Genomic DNA, 15,537 nt, shown 5'->3' on the forward strand with positions numbered 1-15,537 from the left:
GACAATAGCTAATTAGATTAATTTTAAATAAAGATGAGATTTGTTTCCGTTTATGGGTTGAAGTGCAGAGAAAGTTAATGGGAAGGAAATCCTTATATGGATAATAGTTGCCAAAAATTACGGGGAATAAGTTGAAAAAATAAAGACCCTGTAACAGATTCATGGAATCGTTACAGGGAATTAAATTGGGGTTTAAAATCTTAATGTGGTAGGAAGGTACTTCGCTACTAAATCTTCATAATAGGGTCTTAATTTCTTTGCGTCAGGTGGCACAGGCACTTTAGAATATAGATCATAGGGATTGAATTTATCTACCCATTCAAACATTTTTCTATCATGATCATTCATCAGATGATCATAGGCATTTTCTTTATGCTGTGCATAAAAAGAATGATATCTCACCATATATAAAGCTTCCTCAGGTAAATAATCTTTGACCATCTGATATAAGTATTCATCATGTCCCCATGACATCTTTACATTATCAAGGCCACAGTTGGGACTGTATATGCCATATTTAGTATTTAAATCAGGGTTTTTACTATCTGGGTTTGCTTCAAAGAATTCAGGAAAGACAATTTTTTCTGAATGGGCGCAGCCAACGGGGAAAGTATCACCTACAACTGCCCATTGTGGTTCACCGAATAAGCAAAGGACTTTTCCGAAATCATGTATAAAACCAGTAAGAACAAACCAATCGGGATGACCATCGGCCCTGATTGCTTCTGAAGTCTGTAACAAATGCTGCAATTGGTCCAAATCAGTATCAGGATCCGAGTCATCAACTAGGGTGTTTAAAAAATCCACAGCTTCCCAAAAACCCATTTCCTTTTTATCGAACTTTAAGAATTCATCTTCTTTTTCTTTTACGAAATCTAGGGTCTGGTATTGATGATTAAGCCGGTAAAACTCTCTGACGGTTTCTTGTCGGCTTCCGTCTTCATAATTACGGTATTCTTCTTTGGATTTGTCTTCTTTAGGATCTGGATATCTAGAGATCAGATCCTTTTCCCAATCTTCGATACTTTTAAGGGGGGAAATCTCTTTTTTTGAAAGGTTATTTTTCACAATAGATTACAATTAGTTAAACATCAATTTTATTATGAAATGGAAAAAGTGATCCATTTCTAAGATAGAAATTGAGATTGGGGAGTATAAACTATTATGAATTCCAAATGTATAGATAATTTATGAGAATTTGATGAAATAATACAAATTCATCAAATTCATAATATTCCTATTTGATAGTATACGACTTAATTATGTAAGTATTTAAATTAATTATGTAAATGAAAGGTAATGTATTAATTTGGATTTTCTCTTTCCAAACTTTGATAATCCTGTTTTTTACAAGTAGCTTGCAGTATCTTTAGAGAATCTAAAGAGTATTTTTAAAATTAAGTTTTTTAATTAAACCAAATTCAAATGAAAAATACTGTCCCAAAGGAAACAGCCAAAAAATGGATGAAAAAGTGGAAAAAAATGGAGAAGGATTATAATAAAAAGACTCCTGTGAATGGTTTTTTAATTCCACTAATTGATTTACAAGAGGTCATGGCTGAACCAGGTGTCAAAAATGTGAGGACCTATATAGGTATTGATGATGATGACATGGAAAAATTACTTATTGTGGGGGTGGATGAAAATGGAAATGATATGATAGATGAGGCAAAAGGCCAAAGTATATATGACTTTACACAACCATGTCCACCGATGTGTGGAGAGATGGCTCCTGATGGCTTATTGAGTATTTAAATTTTCTTGCTAAAAAAAGGAAATGTATTTATATAATTGGTTAACCTATTTTCATCTCCTTTTTTACACCTTGGTGTTGGTCTTTGGTTGGAGGTTTTTCTTAAATGCTAAGCTTCCAACCAAAGTATTTACTATAGTTTTTAGCCTTTTATACTTTGTTCAATTATTATCTTTGGTTTTTGCGAAGCTGGCTATAAACAATTTATTATTTTTTCATATTATGCTGTTTATACAGTTGATAGGTTATAATATTTTTTACCTGTTGATATTACCTGAAAATAAGGCCAAGCGAATTGCAAAGGGCATAATGCTATTTGCTTTGGGAGTAATATTAATTGAATATTATTTGAATTGGGATAACCTTTCAAAGGTATATGGTGGCTATGCATATTTTACATTGAATATTAGCTTCGTTTTCTTCTCAATTTATTATTTGGTGACTGCTATTTTGAATGATTTGGGAATGGATTTTAGGTATTTGAATTATGCCATGTTGATTTATTCTGGAGGCAGTTCTATTATATTCTTATTTGGGGACAAACTAGGTCAATTAGGGCTTGATGGACGGATACCCATACTGATCATAAATATTGTTTTGCATCTACTGTATCAATTATTTTATGTAATGGAAATATGGAAAATCAGGCGGTAACTAATTATATTCTTTTAGCGGTGATATTGGTAATGGTACTCACCATTATCATAATCGTCTCTATAGAGTTTATGAGAAAGAAAGTGATCAATGAAAAGATGCTCAATGCAGAACTAAAGCTTAAGCATCAAACAGAGCTTTTGCATACTGTTATTCGATCACAAGAAGAGGAGCGTAGGCGCGTATCCGATGCTTTACATGATGATATTGGTTCCAAGTTAACCACATTAAAATTAAGCTTGCATCAGGTTCTTTCTTCAGGAGATCATGGAAAGCTCGGGGAAGATCTTTTAGACTTATCAGAAAAGGTAGTGGATAGAACCCGGGAAATTTCTCATGCATATTCTCCATTAATTGTGGAGAAGTTTGGTTTAGAGGCAGGATTAGAGGAGTTGGTCAGTGATTTAATCCAAGATGATAGCCCCAGCGTAAATTTTCAATTTGATTTTGATGAGTCCAGATTAGATAAAGAAACTAGATTAATAATATTCAGGATTACGCAAGAACTACTGAATAATACCTTAAAACATGCTGCTGCCCACAGCATAATTATTTCAATAGAGACGACAGACGCTTTATTGATTTTTACTTTTCAGGATGATGGCAAGGGAATGAATATAGCGGCCAATTCTTCAGGAATAGGTATATTGAATATTCGGAACAGGGTAGAAATGATGGGGGGTGAAATGAATATTGAAAGTAGTATTGGGGCAGGCTTTAAAATCATTATTAAGAAATTTTATCATGACTAAAAAGGTAAAAATAGTCTTGGCGGATGATGAGGTCCTTTTTCGAGGTGTGATGAAAAACATGCTTGAAAATACCGGGGATTATCAAGTGCTATATGATGTTGGTAATGGCCTGGAATTAACCAAGAAACTTGAAAATGCAAAAGACGATGATTTCCCTGATTTGATATTAATGGATTTGAAGATGCCAGAATTAAATGGCATAGAGGCCACCAAAATCATTGCAAAGAAGCATCCCGACTTAAAGATCGTGGCCTTGACGACCCACAAAGGAAAATCATTTATCATTAATATGTTAAACTTAGGAGCAGCTGGTTATATTACTAAAAGCTGTAGTCCTGAAGAAATGCTTGATACCCTAAAAGAAGTTGTGAGAAAAGGATTTTACTACAGTGAAGAGGTGATGCAAGTGATCAATGAAAATTTCCAAAAGGGAAATAAGAAAAACAGGCTTTCCATGCTAGATGCTAACTTCATTACGAAAAGAGAGAAAGAAGTGCTACTGCTACTTTGTAAGCAATTTAAGACCCAGGAAATCGCAGAGCAGCTATTTTTAAGTGAAAGAACAGTAGAAGGACACAGGAATAATCTCTTAGGGAAGACCAATTCCAAGAATGTTGTGGGCCTGATTGTATATGGCTTACAGCATGGGATTATAGAACTTTCTGATTTGGTCAATCCATTAGGTCATGAAGATTAATTATTTAATACTGTATTAGAAAATCTCATCTGAACGATTTGATGCCCCAACAATTCAGAAAATCAAAGCAGCCATTCAGCTCTATAATAATTGGATAATGTTGACTGTTTGTGATAACAGAAAGAAGGATTCCCAAGCTTTTTATGACCAAAATATTGAAAGGTGTTTACCTTAGCATTTTTAGGGTTTAAAGTGAAGACTGGCCTAAGTCTTTGATAGGGGAAACACGGCTAAAACACGGGATAAACACGGCTTAACTAGGGGTTAAATACGGGTTAAAGCAGTAAGTTTAAAAATGTTACAATCATTAATATGTACCGCTTTCACAGCAGTAACCTTATTTCCCACTGCCTGTTTGCCTTCGGTGAAGATTTAACGACCGCTAGATAGCGGTGAACAGGTTTAACCAATCATTTCTGTGGGTACTGTTCTGTTTTTGGGTGCATGTTTTGAAGCAAAAGGAATACTGGTCTAATGACGGATATACGTATGATTAAAAAACAGGTATTTCTACCTGTTTTTTAATCACGTATTTCCGCTCTTTTATGCATCAACTGTTTTAGTGATCTTTAATGATTGAAGTGGATGATATATTGTGCTTCTTTGGGAATTTTGTGTTTACTAATCGAATCCCCAATAAACTTTGTGGAAGACGTTTTTGAATTCTCACTACCAATTATTGGATAAAAATTATTAGCATCTTTTGAAATAAAATTATTGGAAAAAGTTACTAATTATAGGTTGATATCCACATGATTCATATTGGGATTTTAATTAATAATAGGTAGTTGATTAACCGTAATTTTATGTAAATGTTCAAGCGACAAAGTAAAAAAACAATTATACCATTTAGGTTTTTTAAATATGTGTATGAATTACAAATACTTTGAAATCAATGATTTATTATGGTAAATAAAATATAAATTATTAACTTAGTAAGCAGTAAGAATAAATATAGTTTACTTTGTCTTATACTTATTTTTCTTGCTTTTTTTATTAAGTTTTTTTCACCAATTATTTGACCAATGAAAATGTTTAGAGGTAAAGCGATTGCTGCCTTTGTTTGTTATTACATAAGAGAGTTACAGATTTAAAATTCCTTACTTAAAAATTAAGGTAAAACTAGACCAAGTCTAAGTGTTACAGGAGCAATAGTATTGACTTGAAAAAGTAAATTCGCGCTAAATTCATTAGGTTAATTGATTATTTAATGCATTTAAAATTGCATTGAATAATCAATGGTAATCAAATGAGTTATGGCCTAACTATATATGGAATGATAAAAATTTTTGCATTAATTAATTCAGATTCTTTGGCTATCCCCAGCTTATTAAAACTGAGAGAGAAAGGAACATTAATGGGAATCGGTGTTATAGATAAATCAAGTGATATTTTGGTTCCCAAGCTTAAAAGGGCTGGAATTGATGCTACAATTTATGTTCTAGATAAAAAGGGTTGGGTAAAAAGCCTTCAGCACGCTTTTGAAACTACAGGAGCTAATACTACGATTATATTCACATTCCCATGGATAATCCCTTCAGAATTAATAGAAAATAGGGCTGTAAGGTTTTATAATGTCCACTTTGGCTTATTACCAGCCTACAGGGGGGCTGATCCTATTTTTTGGCAAATTAAAAACCAAGAAGAATATGGGGGAATTAGTGTTCATCAAATTACTGAGGAAATAGATGCGGGACCTATTGTATTAAAAAAAGAAGTTCAGATAAGAGCAGGAGAAACTTACGGGTTTTTCTGCCATCGATTGGGCCTGTTTTGTGCAGAAATTTTAGATAAAATTCTTCAAGCTTTTGAAATGGCTCCTGAAAACCTTGAAACCAATAACAGATCCCAAGGGAGTTGGTGGAATAAGCCTGTTGAAGTAGACCTAACTATTAATTGGGAGACCATGGAAGCCAATGAAATAGAATGGTTGGTTAATGCGACTAATCCAAAATATGCGGGTGCAATTACATCCATAGGCAATACCAGAGTTTTGATAAAAGAAGTGACTCCCGTAGATTTTGAAGAAGAAGTCACTGGGCTACCTGGTACGATTGTTCATAGTGATTCAGCTTATGGGATTGTAGTGGCTTGTTTAAATTCAAGCTTTTTAAGGATAACCATAGCTGAATTGAATGAAGGGATAGTTTCAGGAGTAAAACTATTCAATTTAGGCTTACATAAAGGGCATCGGTTTGATTCACCAAAGGTGGATGGAATGATTGTCAAAAATTGAACTCATTTGGTCAATTACTTAAAACCGTTTTTAACACACAATTAAATAAATTTTCAACTTTTAATTAATCAACTACAATGGAAGGATACATTGGAGAAATCAGAATGTTTGGTGGTAATTTCCCCCCGAGGAATTGGGCCTTTTGCGATGGACAGTTATTAGCTATAGCATCCAATACCGCTTTATTTTCAGTAATCGGAACCTATTATGGAGGAGATGGTAGGACTACTTTTGGAGTGCCGGATTTAAGGGGAAGAACTGCGATAGGTATAGGAAGTGGACCTGGCTTATCTCCTGTACAAGAGGGTCAAAAAGGAGGAAGAGAAGAAGTGACCTTAACTGAACAAAATTTACCCAACCATAGTCATGTACTGAGTGTAAGTAATGCTTCGGGAACTGATTCTAATCCAAGTAATAATTATCCTGCTGTATCTGAAGTACAAATTGAAAGAGGAGGAGATAAAATTGGTGTGAACACTTATGGTAGTTCTCCAAATGCAAATATGTCCCCTAATGCTATTGGTCACACTGGAGGCAATATCCCCTTCGGTATAAGGAATCCTTTTATGGGACTACATTATATTATTTGTGTTAATGGAATATATCCATCAAGAAGTTAAAAAAACTAATTACATCGAAAAGAATTTTATCACGATTATTCAAATTTCATTATGGAAGGAACAATAGGAGAAATCAGAATGTTTGCGGGCAATTTTGCCCCAAGATCTTGGGCTTTTTGCCAGGGCCAAATTTTACCAATTAGCCAAAACCAAACTTTATTTTCCATAATAGGGACAATGTATGGTGGGGATGGAAGGACCACTTTTGCACTACCAGATTTGAGAGGAAGGGCAGCAATTGGTGTAGGACATGGACCTGGTCTCTCAGATATTAGAGAAGGGGCTAAAGGCGGTACAGAAAAGGTAACCATACTTAATCAGAACATGCCCAGCCATAATCATGCTGTAAATGTAAGCAATGCAGCTGGAACTGGTTCCACGCCAGTTAATAATTTCCCGGCAGTATCACAAGTTACGATAGAAAGAGGAGGGGACGCCATAGGTGTAAATGCCTATGGAAGTACACCCAATGCCACCATGTCCCCGCAGACTATTGGAAATACAGGAGGAAATATTCCAGTAGATACCCGCAACCCTTTCTTAGGGGTACATTTTATCATTTGCATTCAAGGAATTTTTCCATCAAGGAGTTAAAGACAATCCGGGCAAGCATTGCTTGCCCGGATATTAGATATATTAAAATTCAATATTATGAAGAATTTTACTGCTTGCTATAGCTTGTCTATAGTACTGATATTTTTTTTATACTCTATTAATAGTTTTGGTCAGACTACTTTAGATTTTAATGGAATTACTAAATCTACAGCTTTATCATTAAATGAAACAAATACTTATGATACTGCTGGTGTTAGGTTTCAGATTTTTTCTGGAAGCAATTCCAATGCCTATGTGAGTAGTTCAGATCAAGGCTTTAATAATACAAGGGCTTTAGATGATACTAATCTGACTTTTGGAGGAGTAACTGGCTGGAAAATCACTAAGGAAGTTGGAGATAAAGATTTCCAATTAAGATCTATTTGGTTGCAGGAAGGCTGTGGTTGCTCTTCAACTTCAGGTACTGTCAAGGCTTATAAAGATGGTACACAAGTTGGATCTACTGTTAATGTTACCTTTAATGGAACACAAAACTTTATTGCAAATCCTGATTTTTATGATATCGATGAAGTTAGAATAGAAGGAACTGACTTATATATATATATAGATAATTTTACATATGGAGATCCATATGATCCAGGAGCGCTAGATCCTACAGTGGTTACAAGTATTGATTTAGTAGGTAGCCCACTTACTACTGATAGTGGAGTGTCCTACGAAGTTAATTTTTCTAAAAATGCCAATAATGTAACTGCGGATGATTTTGAACTAATAAAAACAGGTTCGGCAGTGGGGACAATAGGAACTGTTTCCGGCTCAGGTTCTTCTTATACTGTCACAGTAAATGGATTAGGAGGAGAAGGTTCTATTCGTTTGGACCTAAAAAGTGGTACCGATATCCAAAATGACAGTGGTAATTCAGGAACACCGGCATTTATTTCAGGCGAAGTTCATTATGTGGGTGCTTGTAATGTGGAAACTTTTGAAAGTATTGCTGATGCTTCTACAAGTTTTTCCAGTAATGGAATCAACTTTTCTTTGGGAACTGGTTTGGAGACAGAAAATAGAAATGGCTTCGGGGCAGGCACATCTGATAGGTATATAACAAATGATTTTACTGCTGGCTCCTTCTCTTTGAGCTCAGTGACAAATTTCACTATGAAAACCTTGGATATTTTTCTCTCCGATCAAACAAATGGAAATGATCCAACAGGAACGGGAACTTTAAGCATTACAGGAAAATTAGGTGGAGCAAATCAATTTACCATTACAAAAAACACTGGTTTCCCTACCACTACGACAAGTAATAATGGCTTTTTCACCATAGATTTTTCTACTGACGGGGCTGCTGATTATAGAAACACTAATATTGATGAATTGGTATTTACCATAGGTGGTGGTTTTATCGAATTGGCCATTGATAATTTTAATTTCTGTGAAGCTTCAACAGCTCCCACAGCCTCTAATTTTACAGGAGCTAATGGTCCTTATGAAAACCTGACTTATACTTTTGCTACTTCAGATTTCGGCTATAATGATAGTGATCCTCTTAATCATGTATTAATAGAATCTTTACCTCCTGCAGGAACACTTTATGTGGATGCGGATAATGATGATGCTTACGATGCAGGGGAAGAAGTAAACGTTAACGACCAAATCAGCAAATCAGATCTTGATGCTGGTGATCTTCAATATATTCAAAATGGTAGCACCAATGCTTCCTTTCAGTTTGAGGTCAATGATGGATCAGAGTACAGTTCAGGAGATTATATCGCGACACTTAATGTCAATCCTGTTCCCACAGTGACTTTAAGTATTTTACCTACCAGTAAATCAGAAAGTATAACGACTCCCACGCAAGTAACTGCCACACTTTCCAATACTTATGGCGAGGATGTAAATATAGTCTTGGATTTCAATGGTACCGCTACAGATTTGGGTGTGGATTATAGTCTTACAGCCACTTCAATCATTGTTCCAGCAGGCAATACCACCGGTAATATCAACTTAACCAATGTGCCAGATGCATTGTACGAAGGCAATGAAACGGTTATTATTGACATTGCTTCAGTTACCGGAGGAACAGAAAGTGGTACCCAGCAGGTGACCTATACCATCACTGATGATGATATTGCGCCTAATGCTTCTTTAGAAATATTGAATATTTATAACCCCATTACCAATGAAAGTGGTGGGCAGGCTTATGTCCGAGGCAAAATAGATGCAATTGCAGGAACTACTATTACTATTCCATTGAGTTTTTCAGGTACTGCTTCAGGGGGAGGTACGGATTATTCCATTACTGGCTCTACGATTATTTTATCTCCTGGAGAGTATATGGACAGTATCAGGGTTACTTCTCAACATGATGGATTTGAAGAAGGGGATGAAACTATCATCATTGATATGGGAACACCTACCAATGCGGTGGAAAGCGGGACACAACAAGTCACTTTGACCATTAAAGATGAGGATTTAGCAGCTCCAACGGGATATTCGGTAACTATCGATCAGAGCAGTATTAATTCTTCCAATGAATCAGCAGTGAGTTTTACCTTTGCTGGTGCAGAAATTGGTGCTACATATAATTATACTTTTTCGAGTACTGGAGGTGGCACTAATTTAACAGGCACAGGAACCATATCAACAGCTACTGACCAAATAACAGGTATTGATCTTAGTGGCTTGGGTGATGGTACCATCACCCTTTCGGTGACCTTGACAGATACTTTTGGTAGTACAGGCATTGCAGCGACAGATACAGTAATTAAAGATACGACTGCCCCTTCGGGCTATTCCGTTTCCATTGACCAAAGTCCTATCAATAATACCAACCAATCTACGGCCAGTTTTACTTTTAGTGGAGCTGAGATAGGTACAACCTATAATTATACCTTTAGCAGTTCTGGTGGTGGAACGAATGTGACTGGTTCAGGGACTATTGCGACTGCTACTGATCAAGTTACAGGAATAGATTTGAGTGGTTTGGGTGATGGAACAGTTACGCTATCTGTTACACTAACAGATGACTCAGGAAATGCGGGATCAGCTGCTACTGACACAGCAGCTAAGGATTCTACCGCCCCTTCCGGCTATTCGGTATCAATGGATTTATTGGGTGAAACCATAATTAATTCCATCAATGAGACCATTATTGAGTTTGCAGGAGCAGGACTGGAAGTAGGAAGTACATTGAATTATTCTTTTACAAGTTCAGGAGGAGGAGCAGCAGTTTCAGGAACTGAAACAGTTTCTTCAACACTGGAAACTTTTAATAATGGAGGAGCAGGGTATGACCTGTCAAGTTTGACTGATGGAACTATATCCTTAACGGTATCTTTGACTGATCCTGCAGGTAACCAAGGTACAAATGCTACTGATTCTGAAACCAAAGATGCTGGACCACCGACTGGTTATACCGTTTCATGGGATGATAATCTGGTCAATGCCACTGAAGCCGGTTCAACTTCCTTTAGCGTTGCTAATGCAGAAATCGGTACGAGAATCTATTATTCCATTTCCAGTAGTGGAGACGGTAATACGGCGACAATTTCAGGTAATACTAATGCGGGCAGTGTAACAGAAATGGTCACTGTAGATGTGAGTTCTCTAGTAGATGGGACTTTAAGGGTACAGGCTTACCTGAGGGATGCAGGAGGCAATACAGGAGCTACTGTATCGAATAATTCTGCCGTATTAGACCAAACTGCACCTAGTGGATATTCAATATCTATTGACCAAAATCCAATTGATAGATCAAATCAAGCTTCGGTAAGCTATACATTTGCAGGAGCAGAGGTTGGAAGCACCTATAATTATACCTTCAGTAGTTCTGGCACTGGGACGAATGTGACTGGTTCAGGAACTATTGCGACTGCCAGTGATCAGGTTACAGGTATTGATTTAAGTGGTTTGGGAGATGGAACAATTACAGTATCAGTGACCTTAACCGATGCCGCAGGAAATACGGGTTCGTTGAGTACCGGTACCAGTACCAAGGACACCAATGAAGCCCCAACAGCCAGTGCGGTTTCCATAAACGGTACAATTACCGTTGGGGAGCAATTAACAGGAACTTATACCTTTGCGGATGCCAATAGTGATCCAGAAAGCGGTTCTACTTATAAATGGTACCGCTCAGATGATAATAGCGGCACTGGCAAAACTGCCATATCAGGGGCCAATGCCCAGCAATATACCTTGCAGGTTTCAGACCAAGGAAAGTATATCAGCTTTGAGGTGACCCCAAATGATGGAACTGATATAGGTACAGCAATAGAAAGTGGTTTGGTAGGACCAATAAAGGTTGAGCAGACCATTACTTTTCCGAGTATTCCAAACAAAACTTATGGAGATGTATCCTTCACTTTAGGTGATGCCCAAACTGATCAGGGCTTAACGGTGACCTATACAGCAGTTGATCCGACTGTGGTAAGTATATCGGGTAACCAGGCAACAGTTCTAAAAGCTGGTAACACGCAAATCACGGCCACACAAACTGGTGATGGTGTGACCAATGCAGCCAACCCTGTTGTACAGACCTTGACCGTTAACAAGGCTGCCTTGACGGTAACTGCCAATGATCAGAGCAAGGTTTATGGATCCACAGATCCAGCCTTGACGGTAAGCTACACGGGTTTTGTAAACAGTGAAGATGAGACTGCCTTGGGCGGTACATTGACATTGAACAGGGCAGTCGGAGAGGATGTAGGCACTTATGCGATCACTGCCTCCGGTTATACTTCAGGCAACTATACGATCAGCTATACAGATGGCAACTTTGAGATCACGCAGGCAGCCCTGACAGTAACGGCCGATGACCAAAGCAAGGTTTACGGAGCTACTGAGCCAAGTTTAACCGTTAGCTATTCAGGTTTTATGAACGGTGATGATGAAACTGCCTTGGGCGGAACGCTTGATGTTAGCAGAGCTTCCGGAGAGGATGTAGGTACTTATGCGATCACTGCCTCTGGTTATACTTCAGGCAACTATACGATCAGCTATATGGACGGCAGCTTTGAAATTACCCAAGCAGCCTTGACGATAACTGCTGATGATAAATCCAAAGTTTACGGAGATACTGACCCAAGTTTAACTGTTAGTTATTCCGGCTTTGTGAATGGCGATGATGAAACTGCTTTGAGCGGAACGCTTGATGTGAGCCGTGCAGCCGGAGAAGACGTAGGTACTTATGCGATCACTGCCTCTGGTTATACTTCAGGCAACTATACGATCAGCTATGTGGACGGCAGGTTTGAGATTACCCCAGCAGCTCTGACCGTAACAGCTGATGACCAAAGCAAGGTTTACGGAGCTACTGACCCAAGTTTAACTGTGAGTTATTCCGGCTTTGTGAATAGTGATGATGAGACTGTCCTGAACGGTACATTGGATGTGAGCCGTGCAGCCGGAGAAGACGTAGGTACTTATGCGATCACTGCCTCTGGTTATACTTCAGGCAACTATACGATCAGCTATGTGGACGGCAGCTTTGAAATTACCCAAGCAGCCTTGACGATAACTGCTGATGATAAATCCAAAGTTTACGGAGCTACTGACCCAAGTTTAACGGTTTCTTATACAGGTTTTGTAAACGGAGATGATGAGACTTCCCTGGGCGGCACCTTGGCTATCAGCCGTGCAGCCGGAGAAGATGTAGGCACTTATACGATTACGGCTTCCGGTTATACCTCTGGTAACTATACCATCAGCTATATGGACGGCAGCTTTGAAATTACCCAAGCAGCCTTGACGATAACTGCTGATGATAAATCCAAAGTTTACGGAGCTACTGACCCAAGTATAACCGTTAGCTATTCAGGTTTTATGAACGGTGATGATGAAACTGCCTTGGGCGGAACGCTTGATGTGAGCCGTGCAGCCGGAGAGGATGTAGGTACTTATGCGATCACTGCCTCTGGTTATACTTCAGGCAACTATACGATCAGCTATATGGACGGCAGCTTTGAAATTACCCAAGCAGCCTTGACTGTAACGGCCGATGACCAGGGTAAGGTTTACGGAGAAACCGATCCAGCCTTGACAGTGAGTTATTCAGGCTTTGTAAACGGAGATGATGAAACAGCCCTGGGCGGCAGCTTGGATGTTAGCCGTGCAACCGGAGAAGATGTAGGCACTTATGCGATTACGGCTTCCGGTTATACTTCAGGCAACTATACGATCAGCTATATGGACGGCAGCTTTGAAATTATCCCATCAGCCTTGACAGTTACCGCTGATGACCAGGGTAAGGTTTATGGAGAATCCGATCCAGCCTTGACAGTGAGTTATTCAGGTTTTGTAAACGGCGATGATGAGACTGCTTTGGGCGGCACTCTGGATGTAAGCCGTGCAGCCGGAGAGGATGTAGGCACTTATGCCATTACCGCATCGGGTTATACCTCATCGAACTATACCATCAGCTATATAGATGGAGCCTTTGAGATCACTCCAGCAGCCCTGACAGTAACCACAGATGACCAGAGCAAGGTTTATGGAACAGCAGATCCAGGCTTAACGGTAAGTTATTCCGGCTTTGTGAACGGTGATGATGCAACTGCTTTGGGCGGCACATTGGATGTAAGCCGAGCAGCAGGAGAGGATGTGGGTACTTATGCGATTACCGCATCAGGCTATACCTCATCGAACTATACCATCAGCTATACAGACGGCAACTTTGAGATTACCCAGGCGGCCTTAACAGTAACGGCTGATGATAAATCCAAAGTTTACGGAGATACTGAGCCAAGTTTAACAGTGAGTTATTCAGGTTTTGTTAATGGTGATTATGAAACTACTTTGGGCGGCACTCTGGACGTTAGCAGAACAGCCGGAGAGGATGTAGGCACTTATGCGATTACGGCTTCCGGTTATACTTCAGGCAACTATACGATCAGCTATGTAGACGGCAGCTTTGAAATCACCAAGGCAGCCCTGACAGTTACTGCTGATAATCAGTCCAAGGTTTACGGAGATACTGACCCAAGTTTAACGGTTTCTTATATAGGCTTTGTTAATGGCGATGATGAGACTGCCCTGGGCGGCACTCTGGATGTTAGCAGAACAGCAGGAGAGGATGTGGGCACTTATGCGATCACTGCCTCAGGCTATACCTCTGGCAACTATACGATCAGCTATGTGGATGGGAGCTTTGCGATCACGCAGGCAGCCTTGACAGTTACTGCTGATGATAAATCCAAAGTTTACGGAGCTACTGAGCCAAGTTTAACAGTGAGTTATTCAGGTTTTGTGAATGGTGATGATGAAACTGCCTTGGGCGGCACTCTGGATGTTAGCAGAACAGCAGGAGAGGATGTAGGGAACTATACAATCACTGCCTCAGGCTATACCTCTGGCAACTATACGATCAGCTATGTTGACAGCAACTTTGCAATTACCCCAGCAGCCTTGACCGTTACCGCTGATGACCAGTCCAAAGTTTACGGTGATGCTGACCCAGCTTTAACAGTTACCTATTCCGGCTTTGTGAACGGTGATGATGAAACTGCTTTGGGCGGCACACTTGATGTTAGCAGAACAGCCGGAGAGGATGTAGGCACTTATGCGATTACGGCTTCCGGTTATACTTCAGGCAACTATACGATCAGCTATATGGATGGCAGCTTTGAGATCACGCAGGCAGCCTTAACAGTAATTGCGGACGATCAAAGTAAGGTTTATGGAGAACCTGACCCAGCTTTGACCGTTTCCTATTCAGGCTTTGTGAACGGTGATGATGAGACTGCCTTGGGTGGTAACTTGGATGTAAGGCGTGCAGCCGGAGAAGATGTAGGCAATTATGCGATTACGGCTTCTGGTTATACTTCAAGTAACTATACGATCAGCTATGTGGATGGGAACCTTGAAATAAGCCAGGCCGACCTATCGGTCGTTGCCGATGACCAGAGCAAGGTGTATGGTACCGCAGATCCTGTATTGAGCTATACAACTTCCGGTTTTGTCAATGGTGACGATGACAGCATCCTTAGTGGCAGCCTGAGCAGGGTTTCCGGAGAAGACATCGGAGTTTATGCCATTGAGCTGGGCAGCCTGTCCGCAGGGGAGAATTATAATATCGTTTACCAGCCGGCAACACTCAGTATACAGGGCAGGAAGATCGAAGAGGTCTACGAACCTGCTGCGCTTACCGTTGACTGGGGAGTGGCCGTGGATGGCATCATGCTTCCTGAAACGGTACTGGTAAGGACCGAGCAGGATGAGTTGATCAACCTGAACGTGAACTGGAATACCTCACCGATAGATACCAGGGC

Annotated in this window: 9 protein-coding genes; 8 read left to right on the forward strand and 1 reads right to left on the reverse strand. The window is 39.4% G+C overall.

Going from position 1 to position 15,537, the window contains the following annotated elements; genetic code table 11:
- Positions 1–192: 192 nt before the first annotated feature.
- Positions 193–1,068 carry an inositol oxygenase family protein gene (locus tag H7U17_RS18090; RefSeq protein WP_186758159.1) on the reverse strand — a complete coding sequence of 292 codons (876 nt, stop codon included), beginning with the start codon at positions 1,066–1,068 and terminating at the stop codon, positions 193–195.
- 357 nt (positions 1,069–1,425) lie between these two features.
- On the opposite strand from H7U17_RS18090, the gene H7U17_RS18095 reads away from it, so the two are divergent.
- The 8 genes from H7U17_RS18095 to H7U17_RS18130 all read left to right on the forward strand — a co-directional run.
- A complete protein-coding gene (locus tag H7U17_RS18095) occupies positions 1,426–1,755 on the forward strand; it encodes a hypothetical protein (protein ID WP_186758160.1) in 330 nt (109 codons plus the stop codon).
- Between the two features lie 220 nt (positions 1,756–1,975).
- Entirely contained in the window at positions 1,976–2,407 is a 432-nt protein-coding gene (locus tag H7U17_RS18100; protein ID WP_186758161.1) for a hypothetical protein, read from the forward strand.
- A complete protein-coding gene (locus H7U17_RS18105) occupies positions 2,389–3,159 on the forward strand; it encodes a sensor histidine kinase (RefSeq protein ID WP_186758162.1) in 771 nt (256 codons plus the stop codon). The genes H7U17_RS18100 and H7U17_RS18105 overlap by 19 nt, the downstream gene beginning before the upstream one ends.
- Positions 3,152–3,856, forward strand: a complete 705-nt coding sequence (locus H7U17_RS18110; protein WP_186758163.1) for a response regulator transcription factor — start codon at positions 3,152–3,154, stop codon at positions 3,854–3,856. Before H7U17_RS18105 ends, H7U17_RS18110 begins: the two co-directional genes overlap by 8 nt.
- Positions 3,857–5,132: 1,276 nt before the next feature.
- Positions 5,133–6,092 (forward strand): methionyl-tRNA formyltransferase, encoded by a 960-nt coding sequence (locus H7U17_RS18115; RefSeq protein ID WP_186758164.1) that lies wholly within the window; start codon positions 5,133–5,135, stop codon positions 6,090–6,092.
- Between the two features lie 77 nt (positions 6,093–6,169).
- Positions 6,170–6,712: a phage tail protein gene (locus H7U17_RS18120; protein WP_186758165.1), complete on the forward strand. Its 543-nt coding sequence runs from the start codon at positions 6,170–6,172 to the stop codon at positions 6,710–6,712.
- Between the two features lie 51 nt (positions 6,713–6,763).
- Complete coding sequence (locus tag H7U17_RS18125; protein WP_186758166.1) at positions 6,764–7,306, forward strand: phage tail protein; 543 nt, start codon at positions 6,764–6,766, stop codon at positions 7,304–7,306.
- A 57-nt stretch (positions 7,307–7,363) separates the two neighbouring features.
- Positions 7,364–15,537 (forward strand): MBG domain-containing protein (locus tag H7U17_RS18130; protein ID WP_186758167.1); only part of this gene is annotated, 8,174 nt, incomplete at its 3' end.

The sequence above is a fragment of the Echinicola salinicaeni genome (genome assembly GCF_014280965.1).
In the GTDB taxonomy this organism is placed as follows: Bacteria; Bacteroidota; Bacteroidia; order Cytophagales; family Cyclobacteriaceae; genus Echinicola; species Echinicola salinicaeni.